Origin of the sequence: Christiangramia portivictoriae DSM 23547, from assembly GCF_000423045.1 — a bacterium.
Taxonomy (GTDB): domain Bacteria; phylum Bacteroidota; class Bacteroidia; order Flavobacteriales; family Flavobacteriaceae; genus Christiangramia; species Christiangramia portivictoriae.
The window spans coordinates 17,931-43,331 of record NZ_AUHF01000009.1 but is presented as its reverse complement, the minus strand read 5'-3'; the positions used below and the strand labels follow the sequence as shown (position 1 = coordinate 43,331).

Below are 25,401 nucleotides of genomic sequence, written 5' to 3'. Positions count from 1 at the left end.
ACTTGAAACTTCGAATTACAAAGGTAAATTTTTAAAACCTTTACCAGATGTTTATATAAAAGAAAAGCCCCTTTCGGGGCTTTTTATAAATTTATAACTTCTTAGCGTTCTTTACCGCCTGCTTCGTAATGGCGATATCTATAACATCGCTCATATCCCTTACATAATGGAAGGTTAATCCTTTGAGGTATTCATCCTTGATCTCTTCAACATCACGTTTGTTCTCTTCACACAGGATCAATTCTTTTACCCTGGCTCTTTTAGCTGCCAGAATTTTTTCTTTGATTCCGCCAACAGGAAGCACCTTACCACGTAAGGTAATCTCGCCAGTCATGGCAATACTCTTCTTAACCTTTTTCTGAGTAAATAATGATACCAGAGACGTAAGCATCGTAATACCTGCACTTGGACCGTCCTTTGGAGTTGCTCCTTCCGGAACATGAATATGAACGTTGTATTTTTCGAAAATACTAGCATCCAAACCAAGATCGTCTGCATTTGCTTTGATATATTCCATAGCGATGGTCGCAGATTCCTTCATCACTTTCCCGAGATTCCCGGTAATACTGAGGTTCCCTTTACCTTTTGATAGAATGGATTCAATGAATAAAATATCACCACCTACCTGAGTCCAAGCAAGTCCGGTAACCACACCAGCCACATCATTGTTCTCATATTTATCGCGTTCCATTTTAGGACTTCCCAGAATTTCAATAATATCTTCATCGTTCAGTTTGATGTTGTATTCATCTTCCATCGCGATGTTCTTGGCGGCGTATCTTACCACTTTGGCAATTTGCTTCTCCAGCGACCTCACTCCAGATTCTCGGGTGTAGCCTTCCACAATTTTCTCAAGCTGTTTCTTTCCAACTTTTAGATGTTCAGCGGTTAGACCATGTTCTTCTAATTGCTTCGGAAGTAAATGTCTCTTTGCGATCTCTACTTTTTCCTCGATCGTATAACCAGTCACGTTGATAATTTCCATTCGGTCTCTTAGTGCCGGCTGAATGGTATTCAAAGAATTACAGGTGGCAATGAACATCACCTTGGATAGGTCAAATCCCATTTCCAGGAAGTTGTCATGAAATTCTGAATTCTGCTCAGGATCCAGAACTTCGAGTAATGCTGAAGAAGGATCTCCCGCATTTCCCATACTTAATTTGTCGATCTCATCCAGAACAAAAACAGGATTACTGGTTCCAGCTTTCTTTAAACTTTGAATAATTCTACCTGGCATAGCACCAATGTAAGTTTTTCTGTGTCCGCGTATCTCTGCTTCATCTCTTAGACCACCCAGAGAAATCCTGACATATTCTCTGCCTAGTGCTTCAGCAACCGATTTTCCCAGCGAGGTTTTACCAACTCCCGGAGGTCCGTAAAGACATAGAATCGGAGATTTCATATCGTTTCGCAGCTTCAAAACAGCTAGATATTCAATGATCCTTCTTTTAACGTCATCCAGACCATAATGATCGCGATCAAGAATCTTCTTGGCCCGCTTCAGGTCAAATTTATCTTTACTGAACTCGTTCCATGGAAGATCCAGAAACAGGTCCAGGTAATTTCTTTGAATGGAGTATTCCGCAACCTGAGGATTCATACGCTGCATTTTGGAAAGTTCTTTCTCAAAATGATTCTGAACATCTTCGCCCCACTGTTTGTCTTTTGCGCGATCACGCATCTCTACAATTTCACCTTCATGAGAAACACCTCCAAGCTCTTCCTGGATGGTCTTCATTTGCTGGTGAAGAAAATACTCTCTCTGCTGCTGGCTCATATCACTCTGCACCTTGCTTTGAATATCATTTTTGAGTTCCAACTTCTGGTTCTCAGTATTCATATGCTTCAGCGTGGAAAGTGCTCTCTCCTTAAGATCATTCATCTCCAGCAGCTTTTGTTTTTCAGAAACAGACAGAGACATATTAGAAGAAACAAAATTGATCAGGAAAGAATTGCTTTCTATGTTCTTGATCGCAAAGGATGCTTCCGAAGGAATATTAGGACTCCCTTTTATAATTTGAAGCGCAAGATCTTTTATCGATTCTATAATTGCACCGAACTCAGCATTATCTGCCTCAGGTCGTGTGTCGGGAACCTCAGCAACGGTAGCGTTCATGTAGGGTTCTTCAGTCACTACCTGTGTGATCTGGAAGCGTTTTTTACCCTGTATAATCACCGTCGTATTCCCATCAGGCATTTTTAAAACCCTTAAAATACGTGCAACCACACCTACCTTATTGATATCTTTGGAAGTAGGGTTCTCTACTTCCTCATCCTTTTGCGAAACCACACCAATGATTTTGCTTCCATTGTTCGCCTCGTTAATAAGCTTAATGGATGCATCCCTACCCGCAGTAATAGGAATCACAACCCCTGGAAATAGCACGGTATTTCTAAGAGGTAAGATTGGTAAGGTTTCCGGCAGATTTTCCTTATTTATTTCTTCCTCATCTTCAGGTGTCATAAGAGGAATCAATTCTGCATCTTCATCTATCCCTTGAAATGACAAACTGTCAATATTCGTAAACTTTGTTTTAGCCATAATTATATTTAAGTCAAACTGTCACCAGATCAAATTTCACTAATTTGGTAACTATCGTTAGAAGCCTTGCTAGACAACGCTTTGCAGCTTTCTGTAGATTTTCAATATCAAATATTCAATTCCTATGCCACGCCTTCATTGTAAATTAATTTTCAGAAAGTGTAACATTGTTCGAAAAGTTACATCTTTAGAATAGAAACAGGCATTAATTGACACCAACCATCACACATATTAATGATCTTGTTGCCCGCTGCCGAAAAGGAGAACAGCGTGCACAGATGGAAATCTATGATCGATATTATAAAGCGATGTACAACACAGCCTTTAGAATAACAGGGCACTCTGCTGAAGCTGAAGATATTATGCAGGATTCGTTTTTAAAAGCGTTTACCAGGATCCATAGTTTCAACGAGGACTCCACCTTTGGAGCCTGGCTGAAACGTATTGTGATCAATCAAAGTATCACTGCTTTAAACAAATCTAAGAAGCTGGCAGAGGTTTCTTATAACGATGAGCTTAAAAACGAAGCAGACAGTGTAGGTGTAGCTGGTGAAGATCACAACAGTGATAAAGTAAAATTAGTACTGAATGCTTTGAAGAGTTTAAAAGAGAATTACAGGCTGTGTCTAACCTTACATCTTATTGAAGGGTACGATCATGAAGAAATTGGCGAAATTATGAAGATCTCTTATGGAAATTGCAGAACGATGATCTCCCGAGCCAAGGAAAGCCTGAGAAAAAAATTGCAGCAACATGAAAAATAAGGAATTAGAAGAATTCTTCGAGTCTGTAAATTTTGACATTGAAGAACCACAAACAGCTCATCGTGATAGGTTTGCCAGGAAATTGAAGGAGGCCAAAATGCCTGGAATTGCTGAAAAGGATTCAGCAAAACTTTGGATAGGATTCTTAAGTATTGCCGCGGTACTTGCGCTGGTGTTATTACTGTCCGGTAATTTCGAGCAGGGCAATCAATCCCACCTTGCCAGTATTTCTCCGGAAATGAGGCAAACGCAGGAATTTTATACGGGAGTAATCGAAAAAGAACTCATCGCACTCAATGCTGAAGCTACTCCTGAAACCCAGGCGATCATCCAGGATGCCCTTCAGCAATTGAAAAAGCTGGAGAAACGATATAATAAACTGGAAAAAGATCTGCTGGAAAGCGGAAATGACAAAAGAGTGATTCATGCCATGATTCAAAATTTTCAGCAGCGAATAGATCTACTTAGCGAAGTATTAATACAAATCGAAAACATCAAATCATTAAACAATCAAAATTATGAAAGCAATACTATCTAGCATCCTATTTTTCACGGTGCTTGTAACGAACCTGTATCCCGACAGCACCTGTACAAATACTGAACCTGTCATTGAAGAGGGTAAACACACCAGGAAAAAGACCATCAGGAAAGAATTTGATGTAAAATCAAATGCCGATCTCAACATCAACAATAGTTACGGGAACATAGATATTGTTACCTGGAAAGAAAATCGGGTTCAAATAGAGGTTATTATCAAGACCAATGGGAATGATGAAGATGAAGTGGAAGACAAGCTTGATGATATTCGGGTAGAATTTAATCAGAATTCTGCAGGAGTGACCGCAACGACAAAATTCTCAAAAGAAGATCGATCCTGGTGGAAGAATATCTTTGATGGATTCAATAATGTGAACATGGAGGTAAATTACGTGATTCGGGCCCCTGAAAACAACAATCTGAACCTGGATAATAATTACGGCGGGATCTATATTGACAAAACTTTTGGAAATACTGATATCAATTGTGACTACGGAAAAATTGATGTGGGCGAGCTGAATGGCCGCACTAATATTTTAAATTTTGACTATTCCAGAAGCAGCCGAATTGGTTTTGTGACCAATGCAGAAATTGATGCAGATTATTCAGATTATGAAATTGGAGAAGCTGAAGAATTACTGGTCAATGCAGATTATACCAAATCCCGAATTCGAAAAGTATCCAAACTTGATTTTAACTGCGATTACGGAAGTATGGAGGTCAATAAGGTCCAGGTCCTTATTGGAAACGGAGATTACTTAACGACCACTGTGGACCGGATTTTTACTTCAGCAGACATCAACCTGGATTATGGATCATTGCATATCGAGAAAATAGTAAAAGGCACCAAAACCGTAAATATTGATACAGATTATGCCGGTGTACATCTGGGTTACGATCGGGAAATGACCTTTAGCTTTGACGTTCGAACCAACTATGGAGGAATTAGCGGAACAGATGATCTTGACGTTCGCCGTACGAACGATAAGAATACAAGTAAGTCGATATCAGGAAATTATGGGACAGGATCTGGAGCAAGAATCGATATCTCCACCAGTTATGGAAGTGTAAAATTTAGCAAAGAATAATTAATCAACCATTAAAATTACAAATCATGAAAAAAGCATTATTACTTACAGCCTTACTCTTGCTTGCCTTCACCTCTGCCCAGGCTCAATGGGGCAGTAAGAAAGTCCGCGGAAATGGAAACATGGTCACCGAGACCAGGAGTACATCAGATTACGAGAAAATCCATGTGGTTGGATCCATGAACGTAAAATTGGTATCTGGGAGCGAAGGAAACATCAAGGTTGCTGCGGAAAGCAATTTACAGGAGTATATTCTTACAGAAGTTAAGAATGGTACGCTTAAAATTTCTACTGAAAAAGGCGTTAACCTTCAAACCAGAAAGGATCTTCTTATCACCGTTCCTGTAGAAAGTGTTAACGCTATTTCACTTACCGGAAGCGGAGACATTTGGACGCAGGACAGCCTTTCAGAAGAAGAGCTAAGCGTGAGTGTCACCGGTTCAGGCGACATGGTCCTGGATATCAAATCAAAATATCTCAAAGGTCAGGTGACAGGCTCCGGAGACATCAAGATCAAAGGCAGTAGCGAGAATTTTGAATGTAACGTGACTGGAAGCGGCGATTTTGATGCTTTCGATCTAAAAGCAAAGCACGTGGAAGCGAGAGTTTCCGGTTCCGGAGATGTGATGGTGTATGCCGCATCAAGTCTAAAGGCCAATGTTAGTGGCTCTGGTGACATTGTCTATAAAGGTGATCCGGAGAAACAAAATTTCAAGACAAATGGATCGGGCAAGGTTTCCAGCTACTAGCTAAGATCTGCGTTTCGAACAAATCAAAACCTGTCATCTGGCAGGTTTTCTAATTTAGGTTGCTTTTTCGGAACGCGCATTAATAAAAATACTCCGGCAATGAAAAATACAACTAGGAATAAAATAGAATTTCTAATGCTTCCAGTAATTTGAGCGACCAGCCCATACATAAACATCCCAATCACGATCCCAATCTTTTCAGCCACATCGTAAAAGCTAAAATAACTGGCAGTATCTACGGCATTTTCTGGCAACATTTTAGAATATGTAGACCTTGACAATGATTGTATCCCTCCCATCACCAGACCTACGGATGCTGCTGCTACATAGAACTGTTGCGGAGTTGTGATGAAATACGCATAACCACAAATTGCAATCCAGATGAGGTTTATAAAAATCAGGATTTTCACGTCTCCATAGTTGATCGCCAGTCGTGAAGTAAGAAAAGCTCCCAGAACCGCCACCAGCTGAATGAGTAATATACTAATGATCAAACCCGTAGTAGCGTCCTGCTCTCCCCATTCAAGTTCCTCGATGCCAAAGTAAGTAGCGATTAACATGATGGTCTGCACAGCCATACTATAGACAAAAAATGCAACCAGATAACGTTTCAAGTGCTTATTCTCTTTGATCTTTATCCATATGCCTTTCAGTTCCCTGAATCCGTTGAATAAAATATTATTGGTGAGCCGTGCTTTTTTATTCCCTTCAGGAAGATAATGATAGGTGTACTGACTAAATCCAATCCACCACACTCCTGTCAATACAAATGAAAGTCGGGTAGGCATACCTTCATCTTCAAACCCAAACAGGTCATGGAATAGAATCATTACCAGGCAGATCACCAGCAAAATCACACTTCCCAGGTAACCAAGAGAGAATCCTTTCGCACTCGCTTTATCCTGTTGATCATTGAAGGCAATATCTGGCAGGTAAGAGTTATAGAATACCAGGCTGGACCAGAAACCAATAAGAGCAAGAAAGTAGCAAAGCAGGCCAAACCATAGATTCTCAAGATTGAACCAGAATAGACCAATACAGGAAACGGCTCCCAGGTAACAGAAGAATTTCAGGAAGTTTTTTTTGTTTCCCACATAATCGGCGATCCCTGATAAAAAAGGGCTTAAGAGACTAACTACCAGAAATGCAGCGGCTGTCACATAACTAATAAGCGTATCGTTATTCCAGTTAAAACCTATGAATTCGACGGTATCGCTGATCATATTCCCTTCGGAATCTTTTACGATGGTAAGAGCACCATAAAATATTGGAAATATCGCTGAGGAAATAACAAGGCTGTAAACTGAATTAGCCCAGTCGTAAAATGCCCATGCATGAATTAATTTTTTGCTGCCTTTAGGTAATTGCTTCATGCTTTAAAAATAGAAAAAGCCACCGAATACGGTGGCTTTTCAATTTTAATTTTAGACTATCCTATTTAAAAGTAGTGGTTCCATATTTTCTAGCTTCAGCAATAGCTTCAGGAGCCCACTGAGTAAGATTATTGATCCTTGTTTGATTTGAAGGGTGCGTGCTTAAAAATTCTGGCGGAGCCTGTCCCCCACTATTCGCCTGCATTCTTTTCCATAATTCCGGAGCTTCTCTTGGATCATATCCGGCAATGGCCATAAGTGTTAATCCAATTCTATCCGCTTCAGATTCGTGACCTCTGCTAAAAGGAAGCATCACTCCTACTGTAGTACCCAATCCATAGGCCTGAGCAAAGATCTGCTGTGTACTTTCACTTCGACCACTAACAGCAACAGTTCCTGCTACTGCTCCCAGTTGTTGCAACTGCGCGGCACTCATTCTTTGCGCACCGTGATCTGCAAGTGCGTGGGCTATCTCGTGCGCCATTATGGTTGCAAGACCATTCGTATTCTCAGCTTCATCCAGGATACCGGTATATACTACCACTTTACCACCTGGCATCGCAAAAGCATTAGCCTGATCGTCTTTTACGAGATTAAATTCCCATTTAAAGTCATTCATAAAACCCTGGTAACCGTTCGCGTTCAGGTATCTTTCCGCAGCAGTTACAATATCATCACCCAGTCTTTTTACTTTCCTGGCTTCTTCTGTATTATTGACAACTTCAGCTTCATTTAAGAACTGATTGTATTGCTCGAAGGAAGTTGGGAATAATTGATCGTTGGAAACGAAGTTTAAATTTTTCTCTCCAGTAAATGGATTGGTCTTACATGATACTACTAATAGCAGCACACTTAAACCTAAAAAGGCATTCTTAATTTTCATATCGTTGGTTTTGGATACATAAAAGTACAAAAGCTGTAAAGCCGCTCGAGTTCAATTAAGTATGATTTAACAATAAAAGCAGTTTCAAAAACAATACCATTGTTGATATTTGTAGTGTTTGCAAGGCCTGCAGGACTATAGGAATTTGCAATACTTGAGTAAACCACATTATCAGAACGCACCAAAATGACCCAAAATACCAAAGAAAACATACCGGTTCAAAGACTATTGGTTCCGCAGTATATTTTAACTACATCCCAAATTTTAACCAAGGTAAGTCCGTTTCTGGCCAGTAGATTCGCGGCCAAACTGTTCCTTACACCATTTCGCTATAAACTTCCGGAGAGAGAGAAAGAGATGGATAAAAATACGGTGCAGGAAACATTACTAGTGCCTTCCATGAATCGTGAAATCGTGACCTACAGCTATGGAAGCTCTTCAAAGAAGATCCTATTGGTGCATGGCTGGAGTGGCAGAGGGACTCAGCTGGCTAAAATTGCTTCAGCATTAAAAAGCAAAGGGTATCAAACTATAAGTTTTGATGCTCCCGGTCATGGAAAGGCAGCTGGAAAAATGAGCATGATGCCTTTCTTTATTGAAGCAGTAAAATTTCTGGACGATAAATATGGTCCCTTTGAAGCTGTTATAGGACATTCTCTTGGAGGCATGTCTTCACTTAGGGCAATCAAAGATGGAATGAAAACCAATAAACTGATTTTGATAGGAACTGCGAACAATGTTACTGAAATCACGAAAAATTTTGCTTCAAACATGAAAATGAATGATAAGGTGGCCAAAAAGATGAAAGCTTATCTGGATGGTAAGTTTAAGCAGGATATGGATAGTTTGTCTGGAGCAGAGTCTGCCAAGGAAGTTCGCACTCCTACACTTATTATTCACGATGAACATGATGTAGATGTAGAAATTAATTCAGCTTACGAAATTCACGAGGTTATGGAGAACAGTGAATTGATGGTAACACAAAATCTGGGACACCGGCGAATACTGGGTAATCCTGAGGTAATTAACAAAATTACAGGATTTATAGCGGCACAATAATTGTAATTTTAAACAAAAAATAAAATGATGAGAAAGATTTTAATACTAAGTGCAATGGCAACTTTCCTTTTCAGTTGCAATGGAAATGCTCAAAAAGATGCTTCCAAAGAAAGTTCTAAATCGTATGAGGTAACCAAGTCAAAAGAAGAATGGAAAGCGGCTTTGACATCACAAGAGTACGCTGTATTAAGAGAAGCAGCCACCGAAAGGCCATTTAGCAGCGATTTACTTGATGTTAAAGGAGCCGGAACCTTTGTTTGTGCAGCTTGTGGAAACGAACTGTACGAAAATGAGCATAAGTTTGAAAGTGGTACCGGCTGGCCAAGTTTTGACCGCGCGATCGAAGGTGGTGTAGCTTATGGAAGCGATACTAAATTGGGATACCAGCGTGATGAAGTGCATTGCGCAAAGTGTGGCGGACATCTAGGCCATGTTTTCAACGACGGTCCTAGAGAGACTACTGGAAAACGTCACTGTATTAATGGAGTTGCCATGGACTTCGAACCCGAAAACAAATAAGATGAAGAAATATAATGTAGAAAAGACCGAAGCAGAGTGGAAAGAAAAGCTTACTCCGGAACAGTATAGAGTTTTAAGACAGAAAGGGACTGAGGCGCCTCATACTGGCGAATACAATCTTCACTTTGAGGACGGTGAATACCAGTGTGCTGCCTGTGGAGAGCAGTTATTTGAAAGTGATGCGAAATTTGAAAGTGGTTGCGGATGGCCGAGTTTCGACAATGCTATTGATGGAAAAATCGAATATATTCAGGATAGAACATTCGGAATGATACGTACAGAAATCCTTTGTTCTAACTGCGGAAGCCATCTTGGCCACGTTTTTGATGATGGACCTACAGAGACCGGTCAGCGTTACTGCGTGAACTCGGCAAGCATCAACTTTAATCAATAATATAAATAGATTTATCATGAAAAAATTACTATCACTTATTTTAATAGCGAGTACGATCATCGCGTGTTCTTCAGACGGTGAAGTTGGACCTCCAGGACCTCCGGGACAGGATGGTGTTAACATCGTTGGACAGGCCTTTGAGATCGAAGCAGATTTTAATGATCCGGATTACTCAGTTTTTGCAGATATTCCATCCTCCATCGAAGTACTTGAATCTGATGTTGTTTTAGTTTACTGGCTGGAGCTGGTGGACGACGGGACCGATGTTTGGAACCTGATCCCGCAAACCATTTATTTTGATGATGGAGAATTTCAGTATAATTATAATCATACAGATTTTGACGTGAACATATACCTTCAGGGTAATATCGATCTTGGTACCCTGGGAGAACGATATACTCAGGATCAAATTTTTAAGATCGTGGTATTACCGGTAGATTATGCTCAGGATAACAATTTGGACGTAAGTGATTACCAGTCGGTAAAAACTTCTCTTGATCTTAATGATTCAGATATCAAAAGATTTGAAGTAAAATAATCTTCAATTATTCATATCAAAAGCCTGCTTGATTCAAGCAGGCTTTTTTCATTTTATAATGGGTCTTCTCAGCTTTTAGTTTAAGCTGAAATTCCTTAAATTCGCAACTTCGTTAACCGAATCAAAATATTCTGAATATGACTAAATATGATATTATAGTTTTAGGTAGTGGCCCAGGTGGATATGTGACTGCCATTCGCGCTTCTCAGCTTGGTTTCAAAACCGCTATTGTGGAGAAGGAAAGTCTTGGTGGAGTTTGTCTAAACTGGGGATGTATTCCAACCAAAGCATTATTAAAAAGTGCTGAAGTTTTTGAATACCTGAAACACGCTGAAGACTATGGTCTGAAACTAGAAAATCCAGATAAGGATTTTGATGCGGTAGTGAAGCGAAGCAGAGATGTTGCCAACGGGATGAGCAAAGGTGTTCAGTTCTTAATGAAGAAGAACAAGATCGATGTTATTGAAGGTTTTGGTAAACTAAAATCTGGAAAGAAGATCGAGGTTACCAACAGTAAAGACAAGAAAACCGAGTACCAGGCAGATAATATTATCATTGCAACCGGAGCAAGATCAAGAGAATTGCCAAATCTTAAACAGGATGGTAAAACCGTAATTGGTTACCGTGAAGCGATGACTCTTAAAAAGCAGCCAAAGAAGATGATCGTGGTTGGTTCTGGAGCGATTGGCGTGGAATTCGCACATTTTTATAATTCTATGGGTACAGAAGTAACGGTGGTTGAATACCTTCCAAACGTTGTGCCTTTAGAGGATGAAGAAGTTTCAAAGCAATTCGAAAGAAGCATCAAGAAAGCCGGAATTAAAGTAATGACTAATTCTTCCGTAGAAAGCGTGGAGAAGTCTGGCGATAAGGTAAAAGCTAAAGTAAAGACTAAAAAAGGAGAAGAAACTCTGGAAGCAGACATCGTACTTTCTGCAGTAGGAATTAAAACAAATATTGAAAATATTGGTCTTGAAGATCTTGGGATCAAGACAGATAAGGACAAGATTCTCGTGAATGATTTTTATCAAACAAATGTTTCAGGAGTTTACGCCATTGGAGATGTGGTAGCCGGACCAGCGCTGGCACACGTTGCTTCTGCGGAAGGGATTCTTTGTGTTGAAAAGATCAAAGGAATGGATGTAGAACCACTTGACTATGGAAACATTCCTGGATGTACGTATGCTACTCCTGAAATTGCTTCAGTTGGAATGACTGAAAAGCAGGCAAAAGAAGCTGGCTATGAATTGAAAATTGGTAAGTTCCCATTTTCAGCTTCAGGAAAAGCGAGCGCCTCTGGTAAGAAAGATGGTTTTGTAAAGGTAATCTTCGATGCCAAGTATGGTGAATGGTTAGGTTGCCATATGATTGGTGCCGGTGTAACCGATATGATCGCGGAAGCCGTTTTAGGTAGAAAACTTGAAACAACAGGCCATGAAGTACTAAAAGCAGTTCACCCACACCCAACAATGAGTGAAGCGGTAATGGAAGCTGTAGCTGCTGCTTACGATGAAGTAATCCACTTGTAAGAAGCAAACTTATTATATAATAAAACCCGCCTTCAAATGAAGGCGGGTTTTTTATTTTAATGCGATATATGCTAGACTATACAAAGAATCACGATGATCATATTTCTAGCTTCTACTGAAGTTCAATTCAGCTTAGCGAAATAGATACTATTTGGAAATTTTACTTCGGAAGAAGATCACAAAAGCAGAATTCCGTATTCCAGGATTTTTCAGTATCGCTATGACAATCATCTTCATCTTCCGCAGAAGAATAGGATCGCTTTACCTTCTCTCCTATTTCAAATTCAACAGGACTTTTAAAAATTGGTCCGTCGTAAACAAAGCTGTGAAATTCTCCGTTTTCTCCGCAGGGATCAACATTTTCGGGCAGATCTTTGATAAACTTTTTATCGATAAGTCTTCCGCAGAAAGAATCATCAAGCACTTTGGAATTGGTACAAACCACGATCGCTTTAAATTTGAGATCTATAAACTGCTGAATCAATTCTTTTGTGTTGAGTTTCCATAAAGGAAATACCGCCTGAATGTTAGCATTTTGTAATTGCTCTTCACGATAGGTTCGTAGATCCTCAAGGAATATATCGCCAAAAATCGCATGAGAATAATCTTCTGCTTTTAACTGTTTTGTAGCTTCAGCCATCTTCTGATTATAGGTTTCCATTCCCGCATAGGCAGGAAGATCTATAATTTGCAGATCCATACCGATGCAGCGAGTCTGTTGTAGCAATAATTCTCTACGCACCCCGTGCATGGTAACTCTATCAACATCTGCACTCAGACTCGTTACCAGCTTTCCTACTTGCAGCTGCCGTTTCTGGCGGGCATAGTACAAAGCCATGGCTGCATCTTTGCCACTACTCCAGTTAATGTAAGCCTTATTCATTCTCCTTCAAAAAACTTTGAATGGCCAGGTCATAACTTTGTAGCCCGAAGCCAACGATAACACCTTTTGAATTGGGTGCGATATATGATTTATGCCTGAATTCCTCACGGGAAAAAGTATTTGAAATATGAACCTCAACCACTGGAATGCTAATCGCCGCGACTGCATCGCCTATTCCTACTGAAGTATGAGTATAAGCAGCTGCATTGAGTATGATCCCATCAAAGTCTTCCTGGCCCTTCTGGATCATATCTATCAATTCTCCTTCAATATTGGTTTGATCGTATGAAAGCTCAATGTTTCTGAATTTGAACTGAAGTTCTGAAAAGTAATCTTCAAAACTTTTGTTGCCGTAAGTATCGGGCTCTCTGCTACCCAGCAAATTGAGATTAGGCCCATTTAATATCAATAATTTCATAAGGTGAAATTAATGAATTCTAAAGAAAATGGAGAGTTAGATGTTATTGTATTAAAACGATGTTCTGAATTTGAAGTTTAAAGGTTGTACAGGTATATACTGAACTGGAGAATGGCTTTTCCAGAATTTAGATTCTGGAAACCAAAAAATTGAACGGCTTCTAAAGAGGTATTCTTATTTACTTCGTATTCTATACCAAGAACTGTGGTAAAATCATAGTCTCTCTTACCATTAATATTTGAGTAGATGATCTCCTGACGGCCCATCATCATTGAAAAGTCTGAAGTGCCTAATTGATATTTCAGATTATATCCCATCTTATCTGTGTAGCTGGTCGGGTTCTCATACCTTACCTGATGTGGCTGTAACTTTAAGCCCGGTAAAATTTTACCAAGTTCAAAAGTATCAGCTTCAAGGTTTTTTTCATGGTAATATTTCACCTGCGCCTGCTGTCCTTCAAAATTAATTTTAGCACGATTTTCTTCAGGTGTTAGGTGAAATTCCTCGCTTTCCTGGGCAACGACACAGGTTGAATATACAGTTAGGACCAATAAGATATTTATAGATTTCAGCATAATTAGATAGGTTTTAGCAGTCGCAAGCGTAATATCAACAATAACGAAATTGATTCAGGTTTATTCTAAAAAAAAGCGAAGATTACATCTTCGCTTAAGAATTCAAGTTTTAAATGTGCTAGAATTTGTAGCCAACTCCTATCATCAATGAATTGATTCCTTCTTTGAGATCATTAGACGTATGAAATTCATGATCTTTAAATCTATTCGTTACCTCGTGATAGTATTTAGCTTCCAGGAAAAAATGTTCGTTAATATCATACCCAAGGCCGAAACCCAGATCAATACCAAAATCCTGGTTGTGTCTAATGCGTTTTTCATCAAAAATTATAGATGACTGCGGCCCACCCTGGAGATAGAAACCAGAATCAGCAATTTTGTATTTCAACATCAGCGGTACATACAGCATATTAGAAACATGAGAATTTGACTAATTAACACCGGGTACAAGATTTAATGATTCACTAAGGCTTATATCCAGAAAGGCACCAACATAGTATCCAGATTCACTGAGATTACGGTTATAAAGTTCATCTTCTATGGAATAGACTGAGTTCAAATAACCCGCTGTAACTCCAAAAGAAGTTTCCTGGGGGAAAGATGACAAAGAAAGGATTGTAAAACCTGCAATCAACATGACTTTTTTAAACATGGATAATAATTTATATAGGTTGGATGTAAGATATAACAAGGAAAACGGAGCTTTTTCTGAAATATTACCGACTAACGTTTATAATTAAAAAAACCGAAGAGAATCTCTTCGGTTTCAATACTTTAGAAAAGAAAAATCTAGAATTTATAGCCTACTCCAACGGTGAACGTATTTAAATTCAGTTTAAATTCATCATCTATCTCTCTTACCCTATCCGCGAACCTGTTTGTGAGTTCAAGCGCGTACTTAGCTTCTACGAAGAAATTCTCATTGATCTCGAAACCTACACCAAAACCTGCATCCACACCCACTGTATTTGTGTATTTACCTGGATCTTCTTCAAGGTTCAATGTCGCTTGTGGACCGGCCTGAAGGAAGAATCCCGAGTTCGCGATATGGTACTGCGCCATTACAGGAATAAACAAAAGATTGGTCTCTTCCACTCTACCATAATTTACTCCGGGAACAAGATGCCATGATTCGTTCAATTCGAAGTCGGCTAAAACTCCAACATAAAAACCAGATCCGTCATCAGAAAAGCTTACAGTCTCTTCGCTTACTTTGTACTCAGCATTTAAATACCCTGCGGTAAGACCAAAAGTTGATTCCTGCGCAAAGGAAGATAATGACAGCATGGTGAATGCCATCGCACACATAATTGTTTTTAACATTACTTGATTGAATTTGTAGTTAGATCGCCAAAACTAATAATATTATATACTCGTAAAAATTTTCTCTCAGAATTTCTTACATAAAAAAGCGGACAATGTCCGCTTTTGTATACTTATTTGTCAATAGACTAGAACTGGTATCCAATACCTGCCTGCCAAACTGAATTGTGAGCATCAGATCCTTCAAATACTTCAGTAAATCCGTAAGTATATCTACCCTGGATAAAGAATCCATTATTCAACTTGTACTCAAGACCTGCAGCACCACCAATTTCGAAATCCTTTACCTGATCTTCAAGATCAATATCTCCTCCATTTTCGGTTGGAGCATAATCGATCTCTTCATTCACGTTAAAGTTAAAAGAAGGACCAGCCTGAACACTCAATCCATCAGTTACGTAAACCTTGGCAAGTACTGGTACCTGGATATAATCCAATTGATATTCAATATTATCATCAATATCGAAAATGTTATCTTCATCGATCGAAGCAAAATCGTATCCCTGAGCAGAGTATAATACCTCTGGCTGTATGGATAGTCTGTTTGCTACAGGAATTTCAGCAAGAACTCCCAGGTTGAATGCTGTTCTATGACTTGGATCATTAAAGTAATTTCCAGTTACAGTAGAAAAGTTTACACCACCTTTCACACCAAAACTCCAACTTTCCTGTGCGAACGAATTAGACACAAATCCCATCAACGCAACGGCTACTAATAAAACTGTTTTTTTCATCATTTTTAATTTTTATTTCCGCCAAAAGTAGGATACAACCTGTTAACAAAAAGTTACTCAAGCATAAAGTATTATTAAGACTAATACCGCGTTATCAGTATCTTTAACACATGAAATGGGAGCACGCCTTGAAGGATTATACCAACTACCTGAAGCTTGAACGTGGATTGTCAGATAATTCCATCTCGAACTACCAGTTGGATGTGAAGAAGCTTCAGAAGTTTTTAAATGTTAATGAAATCAACATTGGTCCTGATCATATTTCCGAAGAAATCATTCAAAAGTTCATATATGATGCTTCTGCACGTCTAAATGCCCGTTCTCGATCAAGGTTGATATCGGGGCTGCGAAGCTTTTTTGATTACCTGGTCTTCGAAGATTACAGAGCTCAAAATCCTATGGAACTCATAGAATCTCCAAAAACAGGACGAAAACTTCCCGATATCATCTCTACGGAAGAAATCGACCGGATTATTCGTGCTATAGACCTTGGCAAAGCTGAAGGCGAAAGAAACCGGGCAATGATCGAAACTTTATATGGATGTGGATTACGTGTCTCAGAACTTACCGAACTCAGACTCTCTGATCTGTTCTTCGATGAAGGATTTATCAAAATAACCGGGAAAGGCAATAAACAGCGTTTTGTACCCATTTCAGACTACACCATTAAATACATCAATATTTATAAAGATGAAGTTCGTCCTCACCAACCCATCAAAGACGAGTTTAGTGATACCCTTTTTTTAAACCGAAGAGGCAGACAGTTGACCCGCGCCATGATCTTTACAATCGTTAGAAAGCTTACTGCGGAAGCGGGTATTCAGAAGAAAGTGAGTCCGCATACCTTTCGTCATTCCTTTGCCACACATTTACTGGAAAACGGGGCAGATCTAAGAGCCATTCAGCAAATGTTGGGTCATGAGAGCATTACTACTACTGAAGTCTATGTACATGTGGACAGATCGCATTTGAGAGAAGTCATGGAAAGCTTCCATCCTCGCCGCTAGGTATTAAAGTTCTGCTAAACCATTTTCAGGACTTTTCGCTCCCTCTGTAAATTCTTAACTTCATAGAAAAATTGAATTATGAAGACTTTAAAATTTGAAAACGGAGACCAGATGGATGCTATAGGTCTTGGAACCTGGAAATCTGAAAAAGGTGAAGTTGCTAAGGCTGTAAAGGTCGCCCTGAACAATGGATATAAACATATTGACTGCGCTGCTACATATGGTAACGAAGCTGAAGTTGGAGAAGCATTCGCTGAAGTTTTTGGCAAAGGCGATATTAGACGTGAAGATGTTTGGGTTACTTCTAAATTATGGAACAATGCCCATAAGAAGGAAGATGTTATCCCAGCTTTAAAACAAACTCTAAAAGACTTACAGCTGGATTATCTTGATCTTTATCTTATTCACTGGCCGGTTGCATTTAAACCTGAGGTATCCTTTCCAGAAAAGGCCGATGACTTCTTATCTCTGGAGGAAGTACCATTGATCGAAACCTGGAAGGAAATGGTAAAAGCCAAAGAGCAGGGTTTGGTGAAACATATAGGAGTTTCGAACTTCAGTATAGAAAAACTGGAGGAACTTATGAAAGATACAGACCACGCACCTGAAATGAACCAGGTTGAGCTGCATCCTTATTTGCAGCAGGATAAACTGCTGGAATTCTGCAGTAAGAATGGGATCAATGTTACTGCGTATTCTCCGCTGGGAAGTGGTGATCGGAGCGATGAAATGAAAGCCGACAATGAACCTTCTCTACTTGAAAACCCGGTGATCAATAAGATCGCTAAGAAACACGGTGCATCTGCGGGACAGATCCTTATCAAATGGAGCGAGCAAAGAGGTACTGCTGTAATCCCAAAATCAACCAATGAAGGAAGGATCAAGGAAAACCTACAAAGTGCCGGTTTCCAGCTTGATGAAGAGGATCTAAAACAGATCGCAGATCTGGATGATCATTTCAGGTATGTTACCGGGAAATTCTTTGAAATGGAAGGAAACTCGTATGAGAACATTTATAATGATTAGGAGTACAGAACTCAAAAAAAAGGCCGTTCTTACGAACGGCCTTTTTTTGTATGTTTCTAACGTTTACTTTGCAACGTTCACTGCTCTGGTTTCTCTAATCACAGTAATTTTAACCTGACCTGGATAGGTCATATCTGTCTGGATCTTCTGCGAGATCTCAAACGATAGATTAGCAGCTTTATCATCTGATACTTTTTCGCTTTCAACGATCACTCGAAGTTCACGTCCAGCCTGTATCGCATAAGCTTTCTTTACTCCGCCAAAACCAAAGGCTATTTCCTCAAGGTCTTTTAAACGCTGTATGTACGAATCCAGCACCTGTCTTCTTGCTCCCGGTCTTGCCCCGCTAATGGCGTCACATACCTGTACAATTGGAGATAACAGTGAATTCATTTCGATCTCGTCGTGGTGAGCTCCAATGGCGTTGCATACTTCTGGCTTCTCACCATGCTTCTCTGCCCATTGCATACCAAGGATCGCGTGAGGCACTTCAGTCTCCGTCTCCGGTACTTTACCAATATCATGAAGTAATCCGGCTCTCTTAGCCAGCTTTGGATTTAATCCAAGTTCTGAAGCCATCACCCCACAAAGTTTGGCAACTTCTCTCGAGTGTTGCAGTAGGTTCTGACCATAAGAAGAACGATATTTCATTCTCCCTACCATTTTGATTAATTCTGGCTGTAAACCATGGATACCAAGATCGATCACGGTTCTTTTACCGATATCGATGATCTCTTCTTCGATCTGTTTGCGTGTTTTCTTAACTACTTCTTCGATACGTGCCGGGTGGATTCTACCATCGGTCACTAATTTATGCAAGGATAATCTTGCTACTTCTCTACGAACCGAATCGAAACAGCTTAAAATGATCGCTTCCGGGGTGTCATCCACGATAATCTCTACTCCGGTAGCAGCTTCCAGCGCACGAATATTTCGACCTTCACGACCAATAATTCGGCCTTTTACATCATCACTTTCAAGATTGAATACAGAAACGCAGTTCTCTATTGCTTCTTCGGTACCAATTCGCTGGATCGTATTAATAATGATCTTTTTTGCTTCCTGCTGTGCAGTAAGCTTCGCTTCCTCCACTGTATCCTGAATTAAGGACATCGCATCGGCTTTGGCCGTATCCTTCAGAGATTCTATCAATTGTGCTTTGGCATCTTCCGCAGAAAGTCCGGAAATTACTTCCAGTTGCTGTACTTTGCTATTATGCAGTCTGTCGATCTCCTCCTGGCGCTTGTCCAGGTAATCTACGCGATGATTATAATCTGCAAGTCGGGCTTCAAGATCCTTGTTCAGTTTTTTGTTTTTATTCAGCTCATTAGACACATGAGACTCTTTATCCTTGATCCTTTTCTCTGCATCCCCAATTTTCTTATCTCTGGATAAGATCACTTTCTCATGCTCAGACTTTAATTCAATAAACTTTTCTTTGGCCTGCAGGATCTTATCCTTTTTGATACTTTCGCCCTCTGCTTTGGCTTCTTTAATAATAGAATTTGCCTCTTTTTTTGCGCTGGTAATAGTATTAGAAGCCTGTTTCTTTTCAAGCATCTTCGCAATCGCAAAACCCAACGCAAGGCCTACCACTGCTGCAACAATTATTATAAGTATTTCCATTTATATTGAATTAGATGTATAAAAAAAGCCTGTATTAGCTGTGTTTTGGATTAAACTCCTTAAAATCAAGTTTAGGGCTAACAAGCTGATCAAGAATCCGCTCTCCCGGTAAAGGGACACGGCACGCTTTTACAACATAGACTTACCCTCTTTAAAGAATTCGTGTTGAGTTTATCAAAAAAGCACTAATACAGGCAGTAACCTTTATTATATTTTATGAACTTATGAGCTTAAATGTTCCTGTAACAGATTGTTAAGTTCCTTCAACTTATCTTCTGCTTCAATCATTTCACTCGACTTATCTATATTCTTCTGCTCTGTTTGAGCCGCAAATTGTAAAGCACACATGGCTAAAACATCCTGCTTATCACGCACAGCATAATTTTGCTCAAACTGTTTGATCATCGCCTCGATCTTTTTCGCTGCTTTTCGTAAACCTTCCTCCTGGCTGGGCTGAATGGTTAACGGATACACGCGGTCTGCGATCGATATTTTAATTTTCAGTTTATCTTCCATCCTAAAATTATTCAGATAACTGAACGATGCACTGATCGATTTCCCGAATCAGGCTATTTATCTTGAGCTTCGTTTCTGTCTTATGTTCGGTACTGCCAAGCATCGCGTTTGCTGCTTTTAGAGTTTGAATCTGATCTCTGGAAAGTTGTAAATCTTCTTCCAGCTTGTCATATTCAGATCTTACAGTAGTTAATTCCTGTTGCAAAGCTTCATTGGACTGCCTCACAGATTCGTATCTATGTAGAAGCTTACTGATCTTATTTTCCAGGTTATCAACTATTTCTGTCATATCACTCATAATCGCTCAAACCGATGTGAACCCTTACAAAGTTAACATACGCTTTTTAATATCCCAATACTTTTTGCGGTGTTTTGAAATTTTAATGAACAATGTTAGTAATTCTCTGTAGTCAAGCCATTTAATATTGATAGAACTTTAATTAACTTTACAGCTGCTTGAAAAATGAAAAAGTCCCCAGATCTATGAAGAAAGCTGTATTATTCCTGGTAGCGATCGTTAATATCCAGGTATACTCCCAAGAACAATTACCCCAGGATTATTTTGAAAATCCGCTGAATGTACCCATTGTACTCGCCGGCACCTTTGGTGAATTGAGGTCCAATCACTTTCATAGTGGTCTCGATATTAAGACTCAGCAGCGCGAAGGTCTTGAGGTGAATGCTTCTGCGGAAGGTTATATTAGCAGAATCAATATTCAGCATTATGGCTACGGAAAAGCACTTTATATTCAACATCCAAATGGTTATACCACGGTGTATGGCCATCTTCAGAAGTTATCTCCAAAGCTGAAGGATTATCTACGGAAGCAGCAATATGCAAAGGAATCTTACGAAATTGAACTTTTCCCAGAACCCGGAGAACTTAAAGTTGAAAAAGGAGAATTGATCGCTTATAGCGGAAACACCGGAGGTAGCGGTGGCCCCCATCTGCATTTCGAAATCAGGGATGGCAGCCAGCGACCCATGAATGCTCAATTATTTGGTTTGGATGTTGCCGACTCAAAACCGCCAATGATTCAGGGACTTTTTGCCTACCCTCTTGGTGAAGATGCACATGTAAATAATTCTCAAAACCGACAAAAATTAAAACTGATCCCTCAAAATGATGGAACTTTTGCTGTTCCCGATGTTGAAGCTTGTGGTGAAATAGGCTTTGGTATCACCACTGTAGATCAGCAAGATGGCGCTTACAATCAGAACGGTGTTTTTAAAATAGAATCTAAGCTGAATGGAGAAGAAGTTTTCGAAATTAATTTCGAGAAGTTTTCTTTTGCTGAAACCAGACATCTTAACCAGTTGATCGATTATGAATATTATGCCACCAATAGAAGTAGAATACAGCGACTCTATAAAACGCCAAGCAACCCTTTAAGTATCTACGGAAATATGCAAAACGATGGTTTATTGAATATCAAGGATAGTCTCGATTATCAATACACCATAAGAGTAACAGATCTCAAAGGAAATGAAAAGCTTATCCGTATTCCCATTAAAGGACAGATTAGCGATAAAATCACCAAAAGAAAAAACCTGGAAACAGAATACCTTGCTTCCAGCGAAAACGGACTCTCGGCCAAAGGAGGCAAAATGGATGTCTATATTCCTGGTGGCAGCTTATATAATGATACCTTTCTTGATATCAGCTTCAGCGAGGATGTTGTAAGAGTACATCGCGATGAAATACCTTTACATAAAAATTTCACCATAGGTTTTGATGTAAGCGACCTTTCCGAAGAAGATAAAGCGAAAACCTTTATTGCTCGTGTATCAGATAACGGAAGATTAAATTATTCTACGACCTACAAAAAAGGAAATCGTTTTACCACAGGCACCAGAACATTTGGTAATTATCGATTAGCACAGGATACGAATGCCCCGAGCGTTAGGCCGGTTAATTTCTACGATGGTCAATGGATCTCTGGCAATGAAACCTTAAAGGTTAAAATATCAGATGATCTTTCAGGAATCCAGGATTTTCGGGCAACGGTGAATGGAAAGTTCATTTTGATGGAATATGAATACAAAAACAATACGCTCACGCATTATTTTTCGGATGGTGTCGTGACCGAAACTGAAAATGATCTGAAGATCATCGTAAATGATAATGTAGGTAATACGACGACTTATACTGCGAAGTTTTTCAGAAAATAATCCCATGGTATAAAATTAAATAGCCCGAATCAATGATCCGGGCTTTTTTTTATGTTTAGACGGTCATTTAGCTCTCTATAAAATCTTTCAAAGTAGCTACTACATAGTCAATTTCTTCTTTAGTATTGTATCGGGAAAATGAAAATCGCAAGGATGGCTTTTTCAAATCCTCTTCAGAACAGAATGCATTGAGCACGTGACTACCTGTATCACTCCCGCTTTGGCAGGCACTCCCTTTAGAACAGGCGATCCCTTTAAGATCCAGTTGAAATAAAAGCATTAAAGCCTTCTCCTGGCTTACAGGCAGGCATACATTCAATAAAGTGTAGGTGCTTTGAGTATGATCTTCACAGGCTCCATTAAAGCTTACCCCAGGAATCTCCTGCTTCAGCTTGTCTATAAAGTGCTGTTTCAAACCTTTTACATAAGCCTGTTCTTCTTCCAGATCCTTATAAGCAAGTTTCAAAGCCTCTTCCAGACCCACAATATTGTGCACGCCTTCAGTTCCTGCACGGTGTCCTCGCTCCTGTTCGCCTCCAAATATCAGTGGTTTCAAACCAGAATTTCGGCGCACATATGCAAAGCCAACACCTTTTGGTCCATGAAATTTATGAGCGCTCACCGCGGTAAAGTCGACAGGAATTTCTTCGAAATCCAGTTCAAAATGCCCTACAGACTGTACGGTATCTGAATGAAAAAGAGCATTGTAGGATTTTACTAGTTGTGCAGTTTTCTTGAGATCCAGCATATTCCCAATCTCATTATTCACATGCATCAGGCTAACCAGTGTTTTGGTATCTGAAGATTTTAATCGTTCTTCAAGGTCCTTCAAATCCACATGACCCCTGGAATCCAGTGAAACATATTCAACCTCAATATCAAAACAATTCTGAAGTTGGTTTACGGTATAAAGCACCGCATGATGCTCGATTTTTGAAGTAATGATTCTGCGAACGCCCAGGTCTCTCACGGCAGAATTTAATGCAAGATTATCTGCTTCAGTCCCTCCCGAAGTAAATACGATCTCAGATGCCTTTACATTAAGAATTTTGGCAACAGATTTTCTGGCCTGCTCGATCAAGGTTTTGGAAGATCTTCCGAAGCTATGCGTGGAAGATGGATTTCCATAGTTTTCTTTTAAAACGCTGGTCATTTTATCGACCACTTCATCCCGAATCTGGGTGGTAGCTGCAGAATCAAAATAGACATTTTTCATGGTCGCAAAATTAAAGGAAATAAAATAACTTCCTACATCTCTTCCTCATATCTTTGATTCACGTATTTTTGTTTAAAAAGCAATAGAATGAAACGTTTTTTGATCGCGATTGCGCTGCTTGGCCTATTTACTTCCTGTGATGATGGAGATATTATTGTGACCGACTTCGATTTTGAAGACAGTACACTACAATTTTGCGAAGGCCCAAATAAGTATGTGATTTACGCTACCAATAATGATGACGTAAACGAATCAATATCTGTTGAATTCACCAATAGTAATATTACTACAGATGATTCTGGAAATTTTATTACCAATACATCTGAAAATATCACTTTCTCTTTAAGTACTACAAACAAGGTTATTTACCGTATATATGATGGGCAGATTAATGGTAATAGTTATTTCTGCCAAGTAGTTCCTCCAAGTGATCCGGTTCCAACAACGGAATATGTGAGTGGCTCCGATGGAACTGTGACCATCGCTACCAGGTTTACAGATGAAACCGGAGATGCAGATCCAGATGATGATGATCTCTCTAATTTACAGGAAGGTTGGGATCCAGATGGAATTAATCATCAGGATACTGATGGTGATGGAATTCCGGATTACCTGGACCGCGATGATGATGGTGATAATGTTATTACGCGCGTAGAACTTTTAGTTAATGAAGATTCCATATTAGACGATAATGGAGAAGTTGATACAGACGAAGATGGTATCCCTAACTATCTGGATGATGATGATGATGGAGATGGCGTGGAAACAAGACTGGAAGTAAGCGAGGAAGATGGACTAACCAATCCAGGAAGCTTTAGCAGCACCGGGGATGGACTTCCTAATTATCTGAATGATCAGCAAACTGAATTCTTCCAGCATAATGAAAATATTTCACACAATATTACCAGGAATTACGGGTATCAGGTGACGCTACGTAATTTCAACCTTGAAAGGAAAGATGATGGATCTGGAGAAACCATTGGCTTTAGCTCCTACCAGTTGGGTTCTCTTAATGAGACAAATATTCCATTCGAATTATGTCCTAACGACTTAGATTGCAGCGAAGAAGAAGAGGATGAAAATACTGATGAAACAGAGGATACTGACGAAGAAACTTCTAATTAAGAATTCTGAAAGACATATACTTCTGTAGCACCGAGGCCATATTTCTGATAATCTGCATCGTAAAATTTTACGTTCGAGTATCTTCCTAAAAGATATTCCAGCTCCATTTTAAGGACACCCTCACCCTTGCCGTGAATAAAAACGATCTTCGGAATACGCTTCTGAATGGCGAATTCGAGTTTGTGACGGGCATGATCCAACTGTAGATTCAGCATTTCATGGTTCGACATATGTCGGCTGGATTTTACCAGTTGATGAATGTGCAAATCTACTTCCATGGGAGGAGCATTACGTTCCTTTGGCTTGACTCGTTCAGATCTTCTAGGCTTATCAGGTGTTTTTTGCTTGATCACCTGCTCCATATCGAAATCTGAAACATCTTCAATGGAAAACGAATCCTCGATCTTTACCAGTTCCTGGGTTTCAAAATGCATTAGAAATCCGTCCTCCGTTTTAATAGTAACACGATCATTCTGAATCTCCTGAACCACTCCGGAAAGGGCATCATCGATAACCTCTACTCTATTTCCTTTTTTCAACATTATTGATCCTTTTCATTTTGCCCTTCGTGATCATCTTTAGTCGCAACCCAGAAGTTAGTAGCACGGTAAAGACCTAACATGATAATGATAAGTCCAATTATTTTAAAGTACGGACTTACATCATCCACAGATATCGCGTAAAGTAGCAGCGCACCGCCAACAAAGATGAGAATCGTATTTAAGACCTGAGAATTATTCATTTTCAAACAATTAAATCATATTACAGAATTCGGCGAATTCGATTAATGATTACATTTATTGCA

Annotated in this window: 29 protein-coding genes and 1 other RNA gene; 13 read left to right on the top strand and 17 right to left on the bottom strand. The window is 39.5% G+C overall.

The annotated features are described in order from the left end of the window. Nucleotides 1-91 precede the first annotated feature (91 nt). The gene (lon, locus tag G529_RS0108120; protein ID WP_026915061.1) at nt 92-2,542 is read right to left on the bottom strand and encodes an endopeptidase La; all 2,451 of its coding nucleotides are present in this window, start codon (nt 2,540-2,542) and stop codon (nt 92-94) included. Between the two features lie 209 nt (nt 2,543-2,751). On the opposite strand from lon, the gene G529_RS0108115 reads away from it, so the two are divergent. From G529_RS0108115 to G529_RS0108100, 4 genes are read left to right on the top strand one after another with little or no spacing between them, the layout of a single operon-like run. Then, a complete protein-coding gene (locus G529_RS0108115; protein ID WP_026915060.1) occupies nt 2,752-3,306 on the top strand; it encodes an RNA polymerase sigma factor in 555 nt (184 codons plus the stop codon). Then, a complete protein-coding gene (locus G529_RS0108110) occupies nt 3,296-3,844 on the top strand; it encodes a hypothetical protein (protein ID WP_026915059.1) in 549 nt (182 codons plus the stop codon). The genes G529_RS0108115 and G529_RS0108110 overlap by 11 nt, the downstream gene beginning before the upstream one ends. Next, nucleotides 3,825-4,931: a DUF4097 family beta strand repeat-containing protein gene (locus tag G529_RS0108105; protein WP_026915058.1), complete on the top strand. Its 1,107-nt coding sequence runs from the start codon at nt 3,825-3,827 to the stop codon at nt 4,929-4,931. The genes G529_RS0108110 and G529_RS0108105 overlap by 20 nt, the downstream gene beginning before the upstream one ends. Nucleotides 4,932-4,957: 26 nt before the next feature. Beyond that, nucleotides 4,958-5,680 carry a head GIN domain-containing protein gene (locus G529_RS0108100; RefSeq protein WP_026915057.1) on the top strand — a complete coding sequence of 241 codons (723 nt, stop codon included), beginning with the start codon at nt 4,958-4,960 and terminating at the stop codon, nt 5,678-5,680. A gap of 23 nt (nt 5,681-5,703) precedes the next feature. On the opposite strand, the gene G529_RS15650 is transcribed toward G529_RS0108100, so the two are convergent. Then, nucleotides 5,704-7,053: an MFS transporter gene (locus tag G529_RS15650; RefSeq protein WP_035695841.1), complete on the bottom strand. Its 1,350-nt coding sequence runs from the start codon at nt 7,051-7,053 to the stop codon at nt 5,704-5,706. 61 nt (nt 7,054-7,114) lie between these two features. Beyond that, nucleotides 7,115-7,936: a M48 family metallopeptidase gene (locus G529_RS0108090; protein WP_026915056.1), complete on the bottom strand. Its 822-nt coding sequence runs from the start codon at nt 7,934-7,936 to the stop codon at nt 7,115-7,117. A 186-nt stretch (nt 7,937-8,122) separates the two neighbouring features. Between G529_RS0108090 and G529_RS0108080 the strand changes: the two genes are divergently transcribed. From G529_RS0108080 to lpdA, 5 genes are all read left to right on the top strand, one after another. Then, complete coding sequence (locus G529_RS0108080; RefSeq protein ID WP_026915054.1) at nt 8,123-8,995, top strand: alpha/beta fold hydrolase; 873 nt, start codon at nt 8,123-8,125, stop codon at nt 8,993-8,995. 27 nt (nt 8,996-9,022) lie between these two features. Further along, the gene (gene msrB / locus G529_RS0108075) at nt 9,023-9,514 is read left to right on the top strand and encodes a peptide-methionine (R)-S-oxide reductase MsrB (RefSeq protein WP_026915053.1); all 492 of its coding nucleotides are present in this window, start codon (nt 9,023-9,025) and stop codon (nt 9,512-9,514) included. Nucleotide 9,515: 1 nt separating this feature from the next. Continuing rightward, nucleotides 9,516-9,908 (top strand): peptide-methionine (R)-S-oxide reductase MsrB, encoded by a 393-nt coding sequence (msrB, locus tag G529_RS0108070; RefSeq protein WP_026915052.1) that lies wholly within the window; start codon nt 9,516-9,518, stop codon nt 9,906-9,908. A gap of 16 nt (nt 9,909-9,924) precedes the next feature. Continuing rightward, entirely contained in the window at nt 9,925-10,446 is a 522-nt protein-coding gene (locus G529_RS0108065) for a hypothetical protein (protein WP_035695839.1), read from the top strand. 137 nt (nt 10,447-10,583) lie between these two features. Further along, nucleotides 10,584-11,975 carry a dihydrolipoyl dehydrogenase gene (gene lpdA / locus G529_RS0108060; protein ID WP_026915050.1) on the top strand — a complete coding sequence of 464 codons (1,392 nt, stop codon included), beginning with the start codon at nt 10,584-10,586 and terminating at the stop codon, nt 11,973-11,975. A gap of 160 nt (nt 11,976-12,135) precedes the next feature. On the opposite strand, the gene G529_RS0108055 is transcribed toward lpdA, so the two are convergent. The 7 genes from G529_RS0108055 to G529_RS0108030 form a co-directional block, all read right to left on the bottom strand. After that, nucleotides 12,136-12,858: a Dph6-related ATP pyrophosphatase gene (locus tag G529_RS0108055; RefSeq protein WP_026915049.1), complete on the bottom strand. Its 723-nt coding sequence runs from the start codon at nt 12,856-12,858 to the stop codon at nt 12,136-12,138. After that, nucleotides 12,851-13,276, bottom strand: coding sequence for a type II 3-dehydroquinate dehydratase (gene aroQ / locus G529_RS0108050; RefSeq protein ID WP_026915048.1), 426 nt, complete (start codon nt 13,274-13,276; stop codon nt 12,851-12,853). Before aroQ ends, G529_RS0108055 begins: the two co-directional genes overlap by 8 nt. Nucleotides 13,277-13,353: 77 nt before the next feature. Next, complete coding sequence (locus tag G529_RS0108045; protein WP_026915047.1) at nt 13,354-13,851, bottom strand: hypothetical protein; 498 nt, start codon at nt 13,849-13,851, stop codon at nt 13,354-13,356. A 118-nt stretch (nt 13,852-13,969) separates the two neighbouring features. Further along, entirely contained in the window at nt 13,970-14,260 is a 291-nt protein-coding gene (locus G529_RS16175; protein ID WP_051201397.1) for an outer membrane beta-barrel protein, read from the bottom strand. A gap of 21 nt (nt 14,261-14,281) precedes the next feature. Next, a complete protein-coding gene (locus G529_RS16170) occupies nt 14,282-14,503 on the bottom strand; it encodes a hypothetical protein (RefSeq protein WP_051201396.1) in 222 nt (73 codons plus the stop codon). Nucleotides 14,504-14,640: 137 nt separating this feature from the next. Next, on the bottom strand, nt 14,641-15,174 hold the full coding sequence (locus G529_RS0108035) for a porin family protein (protein WP_026915046.1): 534 nt from the start codon (nt 15,172-15,174) through the stop codon (nt 14,641-14,643). 128 nt (nt 15,175-15,302) lie between these two features. Further along, on the bottom strand, nt 15,303-15,908 hold the full coding sequence (locus tag G529_RS0108030) for a porin family protein (protein ID WP_026915045.1): 606 nt from the start codon (nt 15,906-15,908) through the stop codon (nt 15,303-15,305). A 110-nt stretch (nt 15,909-16,018) separates the two neighbouring features. Between G529_RS0108030 and xerD the strand changes: the two genes are divergently transcribed. Beyond that, nucleotides 16,019-16,915, top strand: coding sequence for a site-specific tyrosine recombinase XerD (gene xerD, locus G529_RS0108025; RefSeq protein WP_026915044.1), 897 nt, complete (start codon nt 16,019-16,021; stop codon nt 16,913-16,915). Between the two features lie 78 nt (nt 16,916-16,993). Continuing rightward, complete coding sequence (locus G529_RS0108020) at nt 16,994-17,941, top strand: aldo/keto reductase (RefSeq protein WP_026915043.1); 948 nt, start codon at nt 16,994-16,996, stop codon at nt 17,939-17,941. A gap of 63 nt (nt 17,942-18,004) precedes the next feature. Here G529_RS0108020 and rny read toward each other — a convergent pair whose 3' ends face one another. The 4 genes from rny to G529_RS0108005 all read right to left on the bottom strand — a co-directional run bounded on the left by rny (nt 18,005) and on the right by G529_RS0108005 (nt 20,381). After that, complete coding sequence (gene rny / locus G529_RS0108015; protein ID WP_026915042.1) at nt 18,005-19,567, bottom strand: ribonuclease Y; 1,563 nt, start codon at nt 19,565-19,567, stop codon at nt 18,005-18,007. Between the two features lie 52 nt (nt 19,568-19,619). After that, nucleotides 19,620-19,738: non-coding RNA, 6S RNA (gene ssrS / locus G529_RS16370), on the bottom strand. A 51-nt stretch (nt 19,739-19,789) separates the two neighbouring features. Next, nucleotides 19,790-20,083 (bottom strand): cell division protein ZapA, encoded by a 294-nt coding sequence (locus G529_RS0108010; protein ID WP_026915041.1) that lies wholly within the window; start codon nt 20,081-20,083, stop codon nt 19,790-19,792. 7 nt (nt 20,084-20,090) lie between these two features. Next, entirely contained in the window at nt 20,091-20,381 is a 291-nt protein-coding gene (locus G529_RS0108005; protein ID WP_026915040.1) for a hypothetical protein, read from the bottom strand. Between the two features lie 185 nt (nt 20,382-20,566). Here G529_RS0108005 and G529_RS0108000 point away from each other — a divergent pair, with 185 nt between their 5' ends. Continuing rightward, nucleotides 20,567-22,255, top strand: coding sequence for a M23 family metallopeptidase (locus tag G529_RS0108000; RefSeq protein WP_026915039.1), 1,689 nt, complete (start codon nt 20,567-20,569; stop codon nt 22,253-22,255). 67 nt (nt 22,256-22,322) lie between these two features. Here the strand turns inward: G529_RS0108000 and G529_RS0107995 are convergent, their stop codons facing one another. Continuing rightward, nucleotides 22,323-23,471 (bottom strand): cysteine desulfurase family protein, encoded by a 1,149-nt coding sequence (locus tag G529_RS0107995; protein WP_026915038.1) that lies wholly within the window; start codon nt 23,469-23,471, stop codon nt 22,323-22,325. A gap of 87 nt (nt 23,472-23,558) precedes the next feature. On the opposite strand from G529_RS0107995, the gene G529_RS0107990 reads away from it, so the two are divergent. After that, on the top strand, nt 23,559-24,596 hold the full coding sequence (locus G529_RS0107990; RefSeq protein ID WP_026915037.1) for a hypothetical protein: 1,038 nt from the start codon (nt 23,559-23,561) through the stop codon (nt 24,594-24,596). Here G529_RS0107990 and G529_RS0107985 read toward each other — a convergent pair. Together G529_RS0107985 and G529_RS0107980 are read right to left on the bottom strand one after the other, a co-directional pair. Beyond that, on the bottom strand, nt 24,593-25,138 hold the full coding sequence (locus tag G529_RS0107985) for a Smr/MutS family protein (RefSeq protein ID WP_035695836.1): 546 nt from the start codon (nt 25,136-25,138) through the stop codon (nt 24,593-24,595). The genes G529_RS0107990 and G529_RS0107985 overlap by 4 nt on opposite strands. Next, on the bottom strand, nt 25,138-25,338 hold the full coding sequence (locus tag G529_RS0107980) for a hypothetical protein (protein WP_035695834.1): 201 nt from the start codon (nt 25,336-25,338) through the stop codon (nt 25,138-25,140). Before G529_RS0107980 ends, G529_RS0107985 begins: the two co-directional genes overlap by 1 nt. Nucleotides 25,339-25,401 lie beyond the last annotated feature (63 nt).